Here is an 18,740-nt window from a genome sequence, read left to right as displayed (position 1 = left end):
AGAAAGAAGGGGGATTGAAGTTGAATGTTCCTGCCCCTTCGCGAGCAAGCCCGCTCCCACATTTGATCTGGGTCGTACACAGGTTTTGTGTTCACTGAAGATCCACTGTGGGAGCGGGCTTGCTCGCGAAGGCGTCCTGACAGACACCGCGATTAAAGAACCTGCCACCCCCCACCCAACGCCTTGTACAGGGCAATACTCGCCTGCATCCGCGACAAGCGCAGTTGCACGTTCAAATCCTGCGCCGCATACAGTGTGCGTTGGGTTTCCAGGACCGTCAGCAAATCCTCGGCCCCGGCCTGGTAACGACTTTGCGCGATGTTGAACGCGGTCTGTGCCTGGCTCAGTTCTTCACTCTGCCAGCCGCGCTGTTCATCCAGCCCGCGAATGCTGTTGAGGGCTTTTTCGACGTCGGCGAAGCCGTTGATGATCGCGCCGCGATAGGTTTCCAGCAGTTCTTGCTGGCGCGCCGTGGCCTTGTCGCGCTGGGCGCCGAGGCGGCCGTTGTTGAACACCGGCGCAAGCAGCCCGGCGCTGAGGTTGTAGAAGGGACTGCGCAGGATATCGTCGGCCCGGTCGGCACCGGAGCCGATTTCGGCGGTGAGGGTCACGGTGGGCAGCATGGCGGCCCGGGCGACGGTGACGTCGGCCTGGGCGGCGGCCAGTTGCGCCTCAGCCCGGGCAATGTCCGGACGGCGGCTGAGCAATTGACTGGGCACCCCGGCGTCGATGGCCGGCCAGGTCAGTTGATCGAAGCGTTCCTGCCCCAGCGACAGTGCCTGAACCGGGCGGCCGAGCAGGGCGGCGAGGCTGATTCGCGCCTCTTCCGCCTGTTGCCGCACCAGCGGTAGCTGGCGTTGCTGCGCCGCCACCAGGCTTTTTTGCTGAGCTAGTTCAAGGGCTGTGGCCGAGCCGGAATCGAAGCGGGTCTGCACCAGTTTCAGCACGCTTTTCGCATTGGCCAGGTTCAACTCGGCGATGCGGCTCTGCTCCTGCAACGACAAGGCTTGCGCGTAACTGTTGGCCACCCCGCTGAGCAAGGTCAACTCCACGGTGGCCTGATCGAACTCGCTGGCGTTCAGACTGAATTGCGCACTGTCGCGGCTGGCCTGCTGGCCGCCCCAAAAATCGATTTCGTAGCTGGCCACCAGGTTCGCATTGAAGTAGTCGACGGCGTCGTTATCGCTGTCGGCATCGAGCTGACTGTAGCCGTTGCCCCGCATCAGCTTCTGGCGATTGGCATTGGCCCCGGCCTTGACCTCCGGCAGTTGCGAGCCGCCGGCGATGACCGTGTCGGCCTGGGCCTGGCGCACTCTGGCGATGGCGGCGGCCAAATCGTAACTGCCGAGCCGCGCCTGTTCGATCAGGCGACCCAGTTGCGGGCTGCCGAAGCGGTTCCACCATTGCTGGTTGTCATGGACAGCGCCTGCGGTGTGCGGCGATTGCCAGGCGGCCGGCGGCTGGATGCCGCTGTCGGGGCGCTGGGCCGGGGTGCCGCAGGCACTGAGCAGCAGGCACAGGGTTAATACACTGAGTGGCGGCTTCATCAATCGATCATTCACTGGTAAGGGCCGTGACCGGGTCAAGTCGGGCAGCTTTGCGGGCCGGCATAAAGCCGAAAACAACACCGGTGACCAGGGCGCAGCCGAAGGCGCCCAGCACCGCTATCAGGGAGAACGCGACAGCCACTTCGCTGAAAATCAGCACGCCACCGACGATCAGCGCCAGGGCGATGCCGGTGAGGCCGCCCACCACCGAGAGCATTACCGCCTCGGTGAGGAACTGGCGCAGGATGTCGCGCTGGCGCGCACCGGTGGCCATGCGGATACCGATCTCGCGGGTACGTTCGCGCACGGTCATGAGCATGATGTTCATCACACCGATCCCGCCCACCAACAGCGAAATGGCGGCAATCGAACCGAGCATTAGCGACAGGGTGTTTTGCGTGCGTGCCTCGGCCTGGATCATTGCGGCGTTGTTGGTCAGTTCGAAGTCGTGCTTGCCGTCGTGCAGGCGCAGCATCAATTGCTCGATGGCTTTTTCGGTTTCCTTGACCTTGCGCGCGTCGGCGGCGGCGATGGCGATGTACTCGGGATTGTGCGTGCCGAACAGGCGCACACTGGCGGCGGAGTAGGGGATGGCAATGCGGTCGTCGCTGTCGGAGTCGCCGGAGCTGGCGCCTTTTTCGGCGAGCACGCCGACCACCTGGAAGGGGACGTTTTCGATCAGGATGTACTGGCCGATCGGGTTGGCCACGTCCTTGAGCAACTTGGTCCGCACCTTGTGCCCGATCACCGCGACCGCCGCAGCGTTCTGTTCATCGGCATGGGTGAAGTAGCTGCCTTCGACCACTGGCCAGTTGAAGATCGCCGGGAAGTTGGTGTCGTTGCCACCGACATAGCTCATGTGATCCAGGTTGCCGAAGCGCACTCCGGCCTCCTGGCCGTTGACCGGCATGATCCGCATCACCTGGGGCAAGCTGGCAATCGCCGCGACCTCATCGAGGGTGATGATGCCCATCGGCGTACGCGGGTTGGGCGCCGAGCCGCTGAGGTAAATGATGTTGGAACCGAACGCGCCCATCTGCGCTATCACCTGGCGCTTGCTGCCTTCACCGACGGCCAGCATCACCACCACCGAGGCGACGCCGATGATGATCCCGAGCAGGGTCAGCGCGGTGCGGAACTTGTTGATCCACATCACCCGCCACGCCGCGTGCACGGCGTCGACCAATTCGCCCTTCCAGGCGCCGGTGGCTTCGGCGCCTTCACTCAAGCGCTTGCGCAGGTCGACGGCTTGTAGCGCACCGGGGTTGGCCGAGTTTTGCGCGGTCGGGTTTTCAGCGGCGCAGTCACTGATGATCAGGCCGTCGCGGATCTCGATGATGCGTTTGGCCCGGGCCGCCACTTCGCGGTCGTGGGTGATGAGGATCACCACGTGGCCCTGGCTCGCCAGCTCGTCGAGCAGGGCCATGACCTCGGCGCCGCTGTGGCTGTCGAGGGCGCCGGTGGGTTCATCGGCGAGAATGATGTGGCCGCCGTTCATCAGCGCACGGGCAATCGACACCCGTTGCTGCTGGCCGCCGGAAAGCTGGTGGGGGCGGTTGCCGGTGCGCGAAGCCAGGCCGAGGCGGTCGAGCAGGGCGGCGGCGCGGGCGTGGCGTTCGGCGGCCGGGGTGCCGGCATAGATCGCCGGCATCTCGACGTTTTCCTGGGCCGAACCGGATGGAATCAGGTGATAGCCCTGGAACACGAAACCGAAGGCTTCGCGCCGCAGCCAGGCCAGTTCGTCGCTGTCGAGGGCGGCGACGTTTTCCCCGGCGAAACGGTATTCGCCCGAGGTCGGACGGTCGAGGCAGCCGAGGATGTTCATCAGCGTCGACTTGCCGGAACCGGAAGCGCCGACAATCGCCACGAACTCCCCGGCATGGATCGACAGGTCGATGCCGCGCAATACGTGAACTTCAGGCGCGTCGCCACCGCCGTAGGCTTTGCGGATGTCCGAAAGTTCGATCAGGGGCGTCTGCATTCAGCCGCCACTCCCGTCGATCGGGCCGATCAACAGGTGATCGCCTTCTTGCAGGCCGTCGAGGATCTGCACCCGCAGGCGGTCACTGATGCCGGTGCGCACGTTGCGCTGTTCGATGCTGCCGTTTTTGGCGACCACTTGCGCGGTCTGCAGGTCTGGCTGCGCGCCGGTTTGCAAGGCGGCGATGGGCGCGGTGAGGACGTTCTGCGCCTGGTTGGCGACGAAGAACACCTGGGTGGTCATTTCCGCCATCAGCGCGTTGTCGGCGTTGTCGACGTCCAGCAGCACGGTGTACAGCACCACGCGGGCACTCCCGCTTTTGCTGGTGCTGGCGGGGCTGCCGCCGCCCTGGCTGGTCTGGTCCAGGGGCTTGGGCGGCACGGGGAGGATTTGCCGCACGGTGCTGGTCCAGCGCCGGGTGCCGCCGCTCAGGGTGGTGAACCAGGCGTGCATGCCGGGTTTGACGTGGCCGATGTCGGCCTCCGAGACCTCGGCCCACACGGTCATCGGCGACAGCTTGGCGATGCGCAGGATCAGCGGTGTCTGCTGTTGGGCGTTGAGGGTCTGGCCCTCGCGGGCATCCAGCGCCACCACGGTGCCGGCCATCGGTGCATAAATCCGCGTGTAGCCGAGCTCCGCCTGATCGCTGCGCAGGCTGGCTTCGGCCTGGCGGATCTGCGCCTGGAACATGTCGATGCGCGCCTGGGTCACGCGCAGTTCGGCGTGGGCGGTCTGCACGTCTTCTTCCCGGGTGGCGCCGCCGGCGGCGAGGTTCTGCTGGCGCTGGTATTTCTGCCGGGCCAGTTCGTGTTGCGCCCGCTGTTCCTGCAGCTGCGCCTTGAGGTTTTCGATGGAGAAGCGTCCGGCATCGAGTTTGGCCTGTTGCGTGGACGGGTCGATTTCCACCAGCAACTGGCCTTCCTTGACCCGGTCGCCGACTTCCACGTGGATCTTGTGGATTTGCCCGGAGGCCTGGGCGCCGACGTCGACATAGCGCCGCGGTTGCAGGGTGCCCAGGGCGGTGACGCTGCTTTCAATGTCGGCGCGGCTGACCTGGACGGTGGTGAACTGGTCGCGGCCCGGCGGGATGAACTGCCAGGCGGCTACGGCCACCACGGGGATCAGGCAAAGTGCTGCAAGCAGGGCGCGTCGGGTCTGTCGGGGGCGTTTCATGCAGGGTTCCGGCCTTGGGAAATCGGCCCGTCCGGGCAGAGACGGGGAGCTGTCCTTAGTACGATGAAAGCCCCCGGGAATTTAGCCCCGGACACACGACGTAACACCTGTAGGAGCTGCCGCAGGCTGCGATCTTTTGACCTTCGAGGTGGCTGATCACGCTGAAGATCAAAGGATCGCAGCCTGCGGCAGCTCCTACAGTGGAGGTGACTATTTACCGCGCACGGTGAAGCAGTACTTTAAATCTATATGAGAATTACTATAAATTACACTTCTCAAATTGCCACTATCGTGCCACTGCGTGTTCCAGCGGTCGCCGAAGCGGCTCAAGGACAGCAACCGCACCCCCGTGCGGACGGGAGTCATGTTGGAAAACTACTATCGCGAGCTGGTGTGTTTCCTGAACGCCAGGCTGGGCAACCGTCAGGTGGCCGAAGATGTGGTGCATGACGCTTACCTGCGGGTCCTGGAGCGTTCCAGCGATACACCGATCGAGCAGCCCCGGGCATTCCTTTATCGCACCGCTCTCAACCTGGTCGTCGATGACCATCGGCGCAACGCCTTGCGGCGCACCGAGCCACTGGACGTACTCGACAGCGAAGAAAGCAGCTTCATACCTTCACCGCACAAGGTTCTCGATCACGGCCAGCGCCTGGACATGCTCCAGCGTGCCCTGGCCGAACTGCCACGGCTGTGCCGCGAGAGTTTTCTGCTGCGCAAGATCGAGGGCCTGTCCCATCTGGAAATCGCCGGGCAACTGGGCATTTCCCGTGCGCTGGTGGAAAAGCACATCGTCAATGCCATGAAGCATTGCCGTGCGCGGATGCGTCAGTGGGAAGGCCACTGATCCTGCGGGATTCATCAAGCCCCGTTAAATTTAGTTCCATTGTCCTCGTTCCTACTCAACAGACGACCTGTTGTGCGGCCCAAGGCCTGTCAGGTCACTTAGGTTCAATGTCCCGCTGTTGCGGGGAACATCCAGAGGACACTGGAAATGACACAGGCTATTGCATCGCCCCTCGTTCACGACCTGATCGGCGTCGGTTTCGGCCCGTCGAACCTGGCACTGGCCATCGCGCTGCAAGAGCGCGGGGCGAGCCAGGGCAACCTGGATGTGCTGTTTCTCGACAAGCAGGCCGACTACCGTTGGCACGGCAACACCCTGGTGACCCAGAGCGAGTTGCAGATTTCCTTCCTCAAGGACCTGGTGACCCTGCGCAATCCGACCAGCCCTTATTCGTTCGTCAATTACCTCAAGGCCCACGGGCGCCTGGTGGACTTCATCAACCTGGGCACCTTCTATCCGTGCCGCATGGAGTACAACGATTACCTGCGCTGGGTTGCCGGGCAGTTCACGGCGCAAAGTCGCTACGGCGAAGAAGTGCTGACCATCGAGCCGGTGCTGCACAACCATCAGGTCGAGGCATTGCGGGTGATTTCCCGTGATGCGAGCGGCCATCAACAGGTACGCACCACCCGTTCGGTGGTGGTCAGCGCCGGTGGCACGCCGCGTATTCCCGAAGTGTTCAAGGCGCTCAAGGATGATGGCCGGGTGTTCCACCATTCCCAGTACCTGGCGCAGATGGCCAAGCAGCCGTGCGTGAACAACCAGCCGATGAGCATTGCGATCATCGGTGGCGGGCAGAGCGCCGCCGAGGCCTTCATCGATTTGAACGACAGCTTTCCGTCGGTGCAGGTGGACATGATCCTGCGCGGCTCGGCACTCAAGCCGGCCGACGACAGCCCCTTCGTCAACGAAGTGTTCTCGCCGGAGTTCACCGACCTGGTGTTCCAGCAGCCCGACAGCGAGCGCGAGCGCCTGGTCAACGAGTACCACAACACCAACTACTCGGTGGTGGACATCGATCTGATCGAGCGCATCTACGGCATCTTCTACCGGCAGAAGGTCTCGGGGATCGCCCGCCATGCGTTCCATACCCTGACCACGATCGAAAAGGCCATCGCCAACGAACGCGGCGTCGAACTGGTGCTGCGCAACAACGCCACCGGTGAAGTCTCGGTGCGTCACTACGATGCCGTGGTCCTGGCCACCGGTTACGAGCGGCAGATGCACCGCAAGCTGCTGGCGCCGCTGGGGGAGTACCTCGGTGACTTTGAAGTCGACCGCAACTACAAACTGATCACCGACGAGCGCTGCAAGGCCGGCCTCTATATGCAGGGCTTTTGCCAGGCCAGCCACGGGCTGAGCGACACCTTGCTGTCGATCCTGCCGATCCGTGCCGATGAGATTGCCGGTTCGTTGTATGAGCACGGCAAGCATCGCGGGCATGGGCGCTCGGTGGTGGATCTGTTGTTGGCGACCGCGAGCTAAGTTTTTCGGCGCCTGACAGGCCGCCTTCGCGAGCAAGCCCGCTCCCACATTTTGCCCTGTGTTCGCAGATCAATTGTGGGAGCGGGCTTGCTCGCGAAGGGGCCGGAAAGAACACCGCAAATATTGATTCCTGAACCCTTCCTGAAGAACCCCGCGTTTCCCCCTGCAAGACTTTGTAACGGGTTTACTCTCCAAACATCGGGGCGTAAGCTTCGCGCGTTTTCATCCATTACGGAGACCCACAGTGGGTACTTGTTCGAGTGACAGTTGTCGGCCGGTCTCGGTAACCGGCATTTTCTCGGCCAGATAACGCGCAGTCTCCTGTGCCGTTGTCTCGCCGACAAGCGAGCAGCGGCATCCTGATCATGGCCCGTCCCGGCCATGTCCCGACGTCCCTCTCATCGACGCTGAACAGTGCGTGGTTTCGACTTTTTGTCGTGGCCGCCGCTCTATCGACACGCCTGTCATTCGTGACCGGCGCGCCAGGCCTTGCCTTGCCGGTTGTTCCGGCGGCAAAGGCGTGGACCTGCCTGCTCGACGGTTTCCCGGCTGACCAAAGGGGCACCAGCCATGAAACTTACCCTCAAGGAATTCTTCGCAGGCTTCCTGCGTAACCGCCACATCGCCCGGCACTTCCGTCGCCTGGCGTTGCTGGAAACCTTCACCGACACCACGGTCAGCCGTGAAGTCCCGCCCACCTTGGCGCAAACCCTGGTAACCGCTGCCGGCAGCGACCCTGGCCAGTTGCTCAACACACTCGGCTCCCACACCGATGGCTTGAGCGAACCTGAAGCCGATGCCCTGCGCGAGCAGTTCGGCCTCAATGAAGTCGAGCACGAACAACCGCTGCCCTGGTGGACGCACCTGTGGCACTGCTACAAGAATCCGTTCAACCTGCTGCTGACGCTGCTGGCGGTCATCTCCTGGCTGACCGAAGACATGAAAGCCGCCATCGTGATTTTCTCCATGGTGGTGCTCTCGACCTTGCTGCGCTTCTGGCAGGAAACCAAATCCAACCAGGCCGCCGATGCCCTCAAGGCCATGGTCAGCAACACGGCCACCGTGATGCGCCGGGACCTTGAGGAGCACCGCGCGCAGCGCATCGAATTGCCGATCAAACAACTGGTGCCGGGCGACCTGATCGTGTTGTCTGCCGGGGACATGATTCCCGCCGATTGCCGGGTGCTCAGCGCCAAGGACCTGTTCGTCAGCCAGGCGGCCATGACCGGCGAATCGATGCCGGTGGAAAAGTTTTCCCGGCAGCAGGACCGTGACACGCTCAACCCGCTGGACCTGGACAACATCCTGTTCATGGGCACCAACGTGGTGTCCGGCACGGCCATGGCGGTGATCCTCACCACCGGCAACAGCACCTATTTCGGTGCCCTGGCCCAACGGGTCGGTGCGACGGATCGCGCGCCGACTTCGTTCCAGACCGGCGTCAACAAAGTCAGCTGGCTGTTGATCCGCTTCATGTTCGTGATGGCGCCGCTGGTGTTGTTCATCAACGGTTTCACCAAGGGCGACTGGACCGAAGCGCTGCTGTTCGCGCTGTCGATTGCCGTGGGCCTGACCCCGGAAATGCTGCCGATGATCGTCACCTCGACCCTGGCCAAGGGGGCGGTGTTCCTGTCGCGCAAGAAAGTCATCGTCAAACGCCTCGACGCGATCCAGAACTTTGGCGCCATGGACGTGCTGTGCACCGACAAGACCGGCACCCTGACCCAGGACAAGATTTTCCTGGCGCGCAACGTCGACGTCTGGGGCAACGACTCGGATGACGTGCTGGAAATGGCCTACCTCAACAGCTACTACCAGACCGGCCTGAAAAACCTGCTGGATGTGGCGGTGCTCGAACACGTTGAAATCCACCGTGAACTGAAAGTCGGCACGGCGTTTCGCAAGGTCGACGAGATTCCGTTCGACTTCACCCGCCGGCGCATGTCGGTGGTGGTCGCCGAGCGCGATCAACCGCACCTGCTGATCTGCAAGGGGGCGGTGGAAGAGGTGCTGGCGGTGTGCTCGCGGGTGCGTCACGGCGACGTCGATGAAGCCTTGAGCGAAGAACTGCTGGAACGCATCCGTCAGGTCACGGCCACCTTCAACGCCGAGGGCCTGCGGGTGGTGGCGGTTGCCGCGCGGCCGATGTTCGAATGCCGCGACACCTACAGCCTGGCCGATGAACAGGCCCTGACGCTGATCGGTTACGTAGCCTTTCTCGATCCACCGAAAGAAAGCACCGCGCCGGCCCTCAAGGCGCTGGCGGCCCACGGCGTGGCGGTGAAAGTGCTGACCGGCGACAACGAACTGGTGACGGCGAAGATCTGCCGCGAAGTCGGCCTGGAGCAGCAGGGCCTGCTGATGGGCAACGACATCGAACGCATGAGCGACACCGAGCTGGCGAAAGCCGTGGAGACCACCAACGTCTTCGCCAAACTGACGCCGTCGCACAAGGAGCGCATCGTCCGACTGCTCAAGGGCAACGGCCATGTGGTCGGTTTCATGGGCGACGGCATCAACGACGCCCCGGCCCTGCGCACGGCCGACATCGGCATTTCCGTGGACAGTGCCGTGGACATTGCCAAGGAGGCGGCCGACATCATCCTGCTGGAAAAGAGCCTGATGGTGCTGGAGGAGGGCGTGCTGGAAGGGCGCCGGACCTTCGCCAACATGCTCAAGTACATCAAGATGACCGCCAGTTCGAACTTCGGCAACGTGTTCTCGGTGCTGGTGGCCAGTGCGTTCATCCCCTTCCTGCCGATGCTGCCGATGCACCTGCTGGTGCAGAACCTGCTCTACGACATTTCGCAGATCGCCATTCCATTCGATAACGTCGATGACGAGATGCTCAAGCAACCGCAGCGCTGGCAGCCGGCGGATGTCGGGCGCTTCATGCTGTTTTTCGGGCCGATCAGTTCGATCTTCGACATCACCACGTTCGCCTTGATGTGGTACGTGTTCGATGCCAACACCCCGGATCACCAGACCCTGTTCCAGTCCGGCTGGTTCGTGGTCGGGCTGCTGACCCAGACACTGATCGTGCACATGATCCGCACGCCGAAGGTCCCGTTCCTGCAAAGCCGCGCGGCCATGCCGTTGCTGGTGATGACCGGGTTGATCATGGCCGTGGGGATTTTCCTGCCGATGGGCCCGCTGGCGCACTACTTCAAGCTGCAGGCATTGCCATCGCTGTACTTCGTGTTCCTGCCGGTGATCCTGCTGGCGTACATGGCGCTGACCCAGGCGGTGAAGGGGTTCTACATTCGGCGGTTTGGCTGGCAATAAGGAGTGTCCGCATAACCCTTGTGGCGAGGGGGCTTGCCCCCGTTCGGTTGCGCAGCAACCGCAAAACCTGAGAGCACGGTTTACTGGAAGCACCGCGTTTTTCAGTCTTGGGGTCGCTTCGCAACCCAACGGGGGCAAGCCCCCTCGCCACAGGGGATCGTGGGTTTCTTAAGGAGTTTTTATGCAAGCCATCAACAACCTCAACCTGACCTCCCTGCTCGACACCCTGGTCAGTCTCAGCGCGGCCTTCATCCTCGGAGGCCTGATCGGTTTCGAGCGCCAGTACCGGCAGCGCACCGCGGGCCTGCGCACCAACGTGCTGGTGGCGGTGGGCGCGGCGATTTTCGTCGACATGGCCAACCGGCTCGCCGGTGCTGAAGGCGCCGTGCGGGTCGTGGCGTATGTGGTTTCCGGCATCGGTTTTCTCGGTGCCGGGGTGATCATGCGCGAAGAGGGCAATGTGCGCGGCCTCAATACGGCCGCCACCCTCTGGACCTCGGCGGCGGTCGGTGCCTGCGCCGGTGCCGACCTCCTGGCCGAGGCCTTGCTCGGCACGCTGTTCGTGCTCGCGGCCAACACCTTGCTGCGGCCGATCGTAAACAACATCAACCGTCAGCCGCTGGATGTGATTTCGGCGGAAGTCACCAACATCGTCTATGTCATCGCCCGGCGTACGCAGCAGAAAACCGTGCTGGCCTTGCTCGAAGCCGAACTGGACCGCAGCAACTACCCGGCCAGCGATGTCGATGTGCATGCTTTCGGCACGGATGAAATCGAAATCGAAGCCACCCTGGCGACCACCTCGGTCGACGGTGATGAACTGGATGCTCTGGTGGCACGGATATCGACCTCCACCCTGGTGGTGCAGGCGTTCTGGAGTCCGAGTACTACGGAATGAGGACCAAGGTTTCCCTGGCAAGCGTCAGACTAACCGGCATTTATTTAGGAATATTCCTACATAAACCTAGGAGGGTCTTCCGTAGTCTTTGCGACCTCTTGAAACCGACATCCTTTTGGAGGTCACCTTGCCGGATAAATCCTTGCGCATCCTGATCGCCGATGCGCAGCACTTCAATCGCCTGCGGATCGAGCGGCTGTTCAACCAGCTCGGCTACTTTCGGGTGGCACCGGTGCACAGCCTCGACGAGCTTCTTCCTCTGGTGGAGTACGCGGGTGAGCCTCTGGACCTGGTGCTCGTCAATGGGGCGATGGCCAGCGAAGGGCTGGACCTGTTCAGTTTTCTGGCCGACAACCCGCAGGTTTATCACGGGTTTATCTTCAATGACCCGCAGGCGCGGGTGCCACCCGTCACGGGCAAGGTCCAGGTCAGCCAGGCCGCTCTGCCTGACCTGGCGTCGATTACGCAGTTGATGCGCGCCATTGATTGTGGGTTACCGTTCGTCGGAACTGTCATTTCTGTCAGGTAGTTCTTTCCAGCCTTCCATGCAAAAGTCTATGCGCAGCGTTGTGCCCATCTGCTGCGGTGCCTGGAGGGCATTTTTTGCCCGATCGTGTTGTTTTGCACGGGAGTTGTCATGAAGTCAGCACTGATTGTGGAAGATCATCCGGTGGTTCGCTCCATGATCAAACTCGTACTCAAGGGCGAAGGATTCAAGCAGATTTACGAGGCCTCCCGTGGCGACGAGGTCCTGTCGTTGATCCGGGAGCATCAACCAGATGTCGTGCTGCTTGATCTGGGCCTTCCCGGTGTGGCGGGGCTTGAGGTGATGGATCGCATCAAGGCCGAAAACACCCGATGTCGCGTGGTGGTGTTCACCTCGCTGGAGGCGCAGTTTTATCAGGATCGCTGCATGCGTGCGGGGGCTGTGGCCTATGTTTCCAAGAGCAAGGACCTGGATGACCTGAAGGCGGCGGTGAATTCGGTGATGGCCGGCTACACCTATTTCGCCCAGATCCCTTCGAGTTCCGTGGCGATGGGGGAGTTGCAACGCAGTGAAAAGCAGCTGATCGATAAGCTCTCCAATCGTGAACTGACCATTCTGCAATACCTGGCCCGGGGTTCGAAAAACCTGGAAATCGCCGAGATCATGCACCTGAGCTACAAGACTGTCAGTACCTACAAGACCCGACTCACCCTCAAGCTCAACATGAGCTCGTCGGTGCACCTGAGGGATTTCGCCCTGCGCAATCATCTGATCTGAATGAACGTATTCCGACGGCTGGCTGGTTGGGCGCTGACGGGCCTGCTTCTCTGGGCATCGACTGTCTGTGCGCAACAGTCGTTGACCTTGTTGGGACGCTCGAGTGCCGAAGGCCTGAGCGCCGGTTTGTCGGACACCGAATTGCGCTGGCTGCAGCAAAAGGGCCGATTGGTGCTGGCTGTCTCGGCGCCGGACTATCCCCCCTTCGAGTTCAATACGGCGGGCAAGGTGTTCGAAGGCCTCACAGCCGATTACGCCGGGTTGCTCGAACAATTGTTGAACGTCGTCGTAGAGGTGCAACGTTATCCGTCGCGAGCCGACGCGGTGCAGGCCATCAAGGAAGGGCGGGCGGACCTGCTGGGAACGGCCAATCGATTTGAAGCCGAAGATCCGCAGCTGCAAATGTCCAGCGCGTATGCGGTCGATCAGCCGGTGCTGGTCACGCGTACCGATTTCCCTCCTGTGCTCGACCCGACTCTGGCCGGCAAGCGGTTGGTGATGCTGTATCACTACTTGCCCGAATACAGCGTGCAACAGTTCTATTCCAGGGCGCAGGTCCAGTTGTTTCCCTCGACGCTGGCGGCGATGGGGGCCGTGGCTTTCGGCCAGGCCGATGTCTACCTGGGCGATGCGATCAATGCCCACTATCTGATCAGCAAGAACTACCTGAACAACGTGCAACTGACCGATTTCTCGCCCATGGAGTCCGGGCGTTTTGCCTTTGCGATGGCCCGTGACAACGATTCGCTGTTGCGCATCGTCAACAAGGCGCTGGCGGCCATCACCACCAATGAAAAAATGAACATCCTGCGTCGTTGGGGGGCAAACGGGGTGTCTATCCCCGGCACCCAGTCATTGCAATTGAGCGTGGCCGAACAGCTCTGGCTCGAACGCCACCCGCGCGTGAGGGTCGCGATCAACGAAAATATCCCGCCGATTTCATTTATCGACAGCGAAGGCAAGTTTCGCGGCATCGGTGTCGATGTGCTGGCGAAAATCAGTTTGCGCACCGGGCTGCAATTTGACATCCGCGGCATGAAGTCGGTGGCGGAGATGATGACCGGCATCAGGAATGGACAGATCGATGTGCTGGCCGGTATCGGCCTCAGTTCCCAGCGTGAAGATGAACTGCTGTTCACCCGGGCGTTTCTGAGCAGCCCTTCGGTACTGGTGACTCGCGTAGCCGCAGACAGCCCCAGGACGCTGGATGACATGGCGGGAAGGACGCTGGCGTTGACCCAGGGCAACATTGCCGGTGAGTATCTTCGCAAGCATTACCCGCAGATCCAGATGGTGGATGCGCCACTGTCGACGGACGCCATGGAAATGGTCGCCCAGGGCAAGGCCCACGGCGGCATCAACTCGTTGATCAGCGCCCGTTACCTGATTTCCCGTCAGTATCGCGATCGCCTGCAAGTGACCAGCACCGTGGGCACCGACCCCGCCCGCAGCACCCTGGCGACCAGTCGCGAGGCCACTGAACTGCATTCGATCCTGGACAAGGCGCTGCTCAGCATCCCGCCCGAAGAAATCGACGAGCTGACCCAGCCCTGGCGGTATGACTCGATGGTCGAGCAGAGTTACTGGCTGCGACACCGACAGGCGATCGTGCAGGCGTTTGCGCTGGCGGGTGTCTTGCTGTTGCTCGCGTTGGCCGGGATCGTCTGGCAACGGCGGCAGATTCGCCAGCGTCAGCAATTGCTCGGGCAATTGCAGGAAGCCAAGGACGCGGCGGACGACGCCAACCGGGCCAAGACCACGTTCCTGGCCACCATGAGCCATGAGATCCGCACACCGATGAACGCCTTGATCGGCATGCTCGAACTGGCGCTGAAGCGGGCCGATGAAGGGGTGATCGACCGCGCCGCCATTGAGGTGGCGTCCAACGCCGGGCAGCAGTTGCTGGATTTGATCGGCGACATTCTGGACGTCGCCCGGATCGAGTCGGGGCATTTGTCGCTGGCGCCGGAGCGGGTCAACCTGCATGCGTTGGTGGTGTCGGTCTGTCGGGTGTTCGAAGGGGTGGCGATTCAGAAGAATCTGCAATGGCGGGTCGAGCTCGCCGAACACAGTGACCGCGATGTGATGCTCGATCCCGTGCGCTTCAAACAAGTGCTGTCCAATCTGCTGAGCAACGCCATCAAGTTCACCCGTGAGGGCCAGGTGAGCCTGACACTGCGAGTGCGGCCGCAAGCTCCGGCGCATCTCGCCGTCAGCGTGCGGATCGAGGACAGCGGCATCGGCATCAGTGCTTTTGACCAGCAACGCCTGTTCAGCCCGTTCGTGCAGGCCGATAACAATCAGCAGACTGCCCGGCAAGGGTCCGGCCTGGGCCTGGTGATCAGTCGCACCCTGTGCGAAATGATGGGCGGGCAGTTGCATCTCGACAGTGAGCTTGGGCGCGGCACCCGGGTGGACATCAGCCTGGTGCTGCCCGCCCTGCAAGCGTTGCCCGCGGGGGAGATGCCCCAGGACTCGGCGCAGCTCACGACCCGGGCGTTGTCGATCCTGGTGGTCGACGATTACCCGGCCAATCGCCTGCTGCTCTCGCGGCAGCTGAGCTATCTGGGCCACAGTGTGGTGCTGGCGGAGGATGGGGCGCAGGGGCTTGAACAGTGGCGCGGACAGGGTTTCGAACAGAGTTTCGAACTGGTCATTACCGACTGCAACATGCCGGTGCTCAGCGGTTACGAGTTGGCGGGCGAGATACGTGAGCAAGAGCGGCTGCAGGGGCTGTCGCCGACGCTGATCCTGGGCTTTACCGCCAATGCGCAGGCCGAGGAGAAAGCCCGGTGTCAGGCGGCGGGCATGGACGATTGCCTGTTCAAACCCATTCGCCTGGTGGATTTGCAGGCGTGGCTGGCCCAGCGGTTTTCCAGCGCTCCCCCGGCGGCAAATGACAATCCAGGCTTGGCTGAGTTCGACTTGAGCGGGCTGGAGCGCTATGCGGAATCGGATCGTGAGCTGATCGATCAACTGTTGCACGATCTGGCGTTGACCAACCGCGAGGACCGCGTGCATTTGCTGGCCTTGCACACCAGCGGCAATCGCCCGGGTTTGCAGACGCTGGCACACCGGATCAAGGGCGGGGCGCTGATGGTGCGAGCGCTTGGCCTGGTTGACTGTTGCGAACAACTGGAGCGGGCGTGCAATGACGGCCGCGCGGCACTGATCGACGCAGCTGTCGACCAGTTGCAGCAAGCCATGGCCCGCCTGGACCAGCGTCTCGAGCAGGACTGAGGATCAATCCCAGTTCGGTGCGATGCCTTTGGGGCTGGTCAAACGGTGGCCGCGATCCAGTGTTGCGATCAAGGCCATGTCGGCCTCGCTCAAGGTCAGTTCGCGAGCCTTCAGGTTGCTTTCCAGGTTGGTCCGGCGAGTGGACGACGGGATCACCGAGTAACCCGATTGTATGGCCCACGTGAGGGTGACCTGAGCCGGCGTCGCTTGCAGGCGTTCGGCGATCTGCTGGATGAGCGGGTCCTTGAGGACTTCACCGTACGCCAGGGTCATGTAGGACGTGATGCCAATGCCCTGGCTCTGCGCGAACGCGACGACCTTGCGGTTTTGCAGGTAGGGGTGCAGTTCGATCTGGTTCGTGGCGATGTGCTCGGCGCCAATGACTGCAATCGCCTGTTTCATCAGGTCGAGGGTGAAGTTGGACACGCCGATCTGTCGGGTCAGGCCCATGCGTTTGGCTTCGAGCAGGGCGCCCATGAACTCTGCGACAGGCACTTGATCGTCCGGCGACGGCCAGTGGATCAGGGTCAGGTCCAGATAATCGGTCTGCAGTTTGTCCAGGCTTTCCTTCAGGCTGTCGATCAGTCGATCACCGGCCAGGTTGGCGACCCAGATCTTGCTGGTGATGAAAAGGTCTTCCCGGGCGATGCCGCTGGCGGCGATAGCCTCGCCGACCTCGGCTTCGTTCTCGTAGATTTGTGCGGTATCGATCACCCGATAACCGAGCGCCAGGGCGGTGCTCACCGAATCGATGAGCACCTGGCCTTGCAGGCGAAACGTACCCAGGCCGAAGGCGGGAATGGACATTGATGACTCCAGAGGTTGCAGTGGGAATGGGCGGCAGTATCCGCGCCTGCATCCGTGAGAAAAACCGCTGGATGGGCAAAGCAATGTTTACCGTAAATCAAGAATCATCGGCAGTCTGGTTGGGTTAGGGTGTCTGATCCGACGCCTTCGCGAGCAAGCCCGCTCCCACATTTGGAATGCATTTCCCTGTGGGAGCGGGCTTGCTCGCGAAAGGGGCGCCGCGGTTTTGAAACCTTACCCTTGCGCCCCAATCAACTTGCCGCTGTCATCAGGCAATATCACTGCGACTGAATTCCTCCCCGAGAAAATCGATCAAGGTGCGCACCGACGGCAGCAACCCCCGACGCGAGGGGAAGATTGCATGGATCACACCGCTCTTCGGTGCCCAGCCCGGCACCAGTTCCACCAGTTGCCCGGCAGCGATTTCATCGCGCACCACCACGCTGGGCAGGTGCACGATGCCGATCCCGGCGACCGCCGCATGGCGCAAGGCCAACAGGTCATCGGTGACCATGCGCGGTGCATGCCGGATCATCGCCGTGCTGCCATCGGCGCCGAACAGTTCCCACTGATATTCGCGTTGCGCCGCGCCCCAGTGCAGGCTCGGCATGCCGCTGAGGTCGGCCGGGGAGGCCGGTGTCGACAGGCGCGATAAAAAGGCCGGACTGCCGACCACGCTTTGGGTGCTGTTGCCCAGCACCTTCATCACCATGTCAGTGTTTTCCAGCGGTGGAAAGCGTACCCGCAGGGCAATGTCGATGCCTTCGTGAATCAGGTCGACCCGGCGGTTGGTGCTCTCGATGAACACTTCCACCAACGGGTACTTGAGCATGTAGCGGGTCAGCATCGGCCCGACCCAGGTGTTGAGCAGCGCCGTCGGGCAACTGATACGCACTATGCCCTGAGGCTCGGAGCGGTTGCGTTCGATCAGTTCGGCGGCGCTTTCCGCCTCCACCCGCATGGCCAGGCAGCGCTGGTAATACGCCTGGCCGATTTCCGTCAATGAGCAATGCCGACTGGTGCGGTGCAGCAGGCGCACGCCGAGGCGTTCTTCAAGCTCGGCAATGCGTCGGCTGAGCTTCGACTTGGGCATGTCCAGTGCCCGGCCGGCCGCAGCGAAACCGTGATGCTCCACCACCTGGGTGAAGTAGTAGAGGGTGTTGAGGTCTTCCACCATCGTTCTCCAAATAGAACGCTAAAGCTGATTTTTGCAGTCTAGCGCAGAAAAGGTCACGGTTTTAAGCTTTGTCCATGGCTTCACCCCCTCATCAGGAGACACCATGAAAAACATCATCGGTATCTACACCAGTCCACGGACCCATTGGGTTGGCGACGGTTTTCCGGTTCGCACGCTGTTTTCCTACGACAACCTGGGCAAACACATCAGCCCGTTCCTGTTGCTCGATCACGCCGGCCCCGCTGAATTCACCCCGACCACCGAGCGACGTGGCGTTGGTCAGCATCCTCATCGTGGTTTTGAAACCGTGACTATCGTTTACAAGGGCGAACTGGAGCACCGGGACTCCACCGGCAGCGGCGGCAAGATCGGCCCCGGCGATGTGCAATGGATGACCGCGGCCTCGGGGATCCTGCACGAAGAGTTTCACTCCGACGCATTCGCCAAAAGCGGCGGTACCCTGGAGATGGTGCAACTGTGGGTCAACCTGCCGGCCAGGGACAAAATGGCCGATCCCGGCTACCAGACGATTCTCGATGCTGACATCCCGAACATCGCCTTGAAAAACAACGCCGGCAGCCTGCGCCTGATCGCCGGTGAGTTCGACGGCCACAAGGGCGCGGCACGCACCTTTACCCCGGTCGACCTGTGGGACATTCGTTTGAATGCCGGCAAGTTGCTCACCCTTGACCTGCATGAAGGGCGCAACACCGCACTGGTGGTCTTGCGTGGCACGGTTCAGGTCAACGGTCTGGAATCGGTGCGCCAGGGGCAACTCGCCCTGTTCGATCGCAAGGGCGATCAGATGACCCTCGAAGCCAGCGAAGACGCGGTGGTGCTGTTGCTCAGCGGCGAGCCGATCGATGAGCCGATCGTCGGCCACGGGCCGTTCGTGATGAACACCGAGCAAGAAATCCACCAGGCCTTCGCCGACTTCCAGTCCGGCCGCTTCGGCCGGATGCACGCTTAATTCGCAGCGCTTCAACACCCGACTCTACACAGGATGAGTAGGCCGGTTTTCAGGCCAGGGATGGCT

At 62.0% G+C, this 18,740-nt stretch carries 13 protein-coding genes; 8 read left to right on the top strand and 5 right to left on the bottom strand.

Translation table 11 applies throughout. The annotated features are described in order from the left end of the window. Positions 1–152 precede the first annotated feature (152 nt). The 3 genes from KW846_RS22680 to KW846_RS22670 are packed head-to-tail and all read right to left on the bottom strand — an operon-like array spanning position 153 to position 4,701. On the bottom strand, positions 153–1,547 hold the full coding sequence (locus KW846_RS22680; protein WP_218485445.1) for an efflux transporter outer membrane subunit: 1,395 nt from the start codon (positions 1,545–1,547) through the stop codon (positions 153–155). Between the two features lie 7 nt (positions 1,548–1,554). Beyond that, a complete protein-coding gene (locus tag KW846_RS22675) occupies positions 1,555–3,528 on the bottom strand; it encodes a MacB family efflux pump subunit (protein ID WP_218485444.1) in 1,974 nt (657 codons plus the stop codon). Next, positions 3,529–4,701, bottom strand: coding sequence for an efflux RND transporter periplasmic adaptor subunit (locus KW846_RS22670; protein ID WP_218485442.1), 1,173 nt, complete (start codon positions 4,699–4,701; stop codon positions 3,529–3,531). 364 nt (positions 4,702–5,065) lie between these two features. Between KW846_RS22670 and KW846_RS22665 the strand changes: the two genes are divergently transcribed. The 7 genes from KW846_RS22665 to KW846_RS22635 all read left to right on the top strand — a co-directional run bounded on the left by KW846_RS22665 (position 5,066) and on the right by KW846_RS22635 (position 15,720). Next, positions 5,066–5,548 carry a sigma-70 family RNA polymerase sigma factor gene (locus tag KW846_RS22665; protein ID WP_007977962.1) on the top strand — a complete coding sequence of 161 codons (483 nt, stop codon included), beginning with the start codon at positions 5,066–5,068 and terminating at the stop codon, positions 5,546–5,548. Positions 5,549–5,695: 147 nt separating this feature from the next. Then, complete coding sequence (locus KW846_RS22660) at positions 5,696–7,033, top strand: lysine N(6)-hydroxylase/L-ornithine N(5)-oxygenase family protein (RefSeq protein ID WP_218485440.1); 1,338 nt, start codon at positions 5,696–5,698, stop codon at positions 7,031–7,033. Positions 7,034–7,603: 570 nt separating this feature from the next. Next, positions 7,604–10,318, top strand: a complete 2,715-nt coding sequence (gene mgtA / locus KW846_RS22655) for a magnesium-translocating P-type ATPase (protein ID WP_218485438.1) — start codon at positions 7,604–7,606, stop codon at positions 10,316–10,318. Positions 10,319–10,499: 181 nt separating this feature from the next. Beyond that, positions 10,500–11,216: an MgtC/SapB family protein gene (locus KW846_RS22650; RefSeq protein ID WP_218485435.1), complete on the top strand. Its 717-nt coding sequence runs from the start codon at positions 10,500–10,502 to the stop codon at positions 11,214–11,216. 127 nt (positions 11,217–11,343) lie between these two features. Continuing rightward, positions 11,344–11,745, top strand: a complete 402-nt coding sequence (locus tag KW846_RS22645; protein ID WP_218485433.1) for a chemotaxis protein CheY — start codon at positions 11,344–11,346, stop codon at positions 11,743–11,745. Between the two features lie 108 nt (positions 11,746–11,853). Next, on the top strand, positions 11,854–12,480 hold the full coding sequence (locus KW846_RS22640; RefSeq protein WP_218485431.1) for a response regulator transcription factor: 627 nt from the start codon (positions 11,854–11,856) through the stop codon (positions 12,478–12,480). Beyond that, a complete protein-coding gene (locus tag KW846_RS22635) occupies positions 12,481–15,720 on the top strand; it encodes a transporter substrate-binding domain-containing protein (RefSeq protein WP_218485429.1) in 3,240 nt (1,079 codons plus the stop codon). 3 nt (positions 15,721–15,723) lie between these two features. On the opposite strand, the gene dkgB is transcribed toward KW846_RS22635, so the two are convergent. Both dkgB and KW846_RS22625 read right to left on the bottom strand, forming a co-directional pair. Beyond that, positions 15,724–16,527 carry a 2,5-didehydrogluconate reductase DkgB gene (dkgB, locus tag KW846_RS22630; RefSeq protein ID WP_218485426.1) on the bottom strand — a complete coding sequence of 268 codons (804 nt, stop codon included), beginning with the start codon at positions 16,525–16,527 and terminating at the stop codon, positions 15,724–15,726. Positions 16,528–16,795: 268 nt separating this feature from the next. Continuing rightward, positions 16,796–17,704: a LysR family transcriptional regulator gene (locus tag KW846_RS22625; RefSeq protein ID WP_218485424.1), complete on the bottom strand. Its 909-nt coding sequence runs from the start codon at positions 17,702–17,704 to the stop codon at positions 16,796–16,798. Positions 17,705–17,807: 103 nt separating this feature from the next. Between KW846_RS22625 and KW846_RS22620 the strand changes: the two genes are divergently transcribed. After that, complete coding sequence (locus tag KW846_RS22620; protein WP_218485422.1) at positions 17,808–18,674, top strand: pirin family protein; 867 nt, start codon at positions 17,808–17,810, stop codon at positions 18,672–18,674. The last annotated feature ends 66 nt before the right edge of the window (positions 18,675–18,740 follow it).

Source organism: Pseudomonas sp. PDM32 (genome assembly GCF_019219225.1).
GTDB classification, from domain to species: Bacteria; Pseudomonadota; Gammaproteobacteria; order Pseudomonadales; family Pseudomonadaceae; genus Aquipseudomonas; species Aquipseudomonas laurylsulfatiphila.
This window is presented reverse-complemented; position numbering and strand designations above follow the sequence as displayed.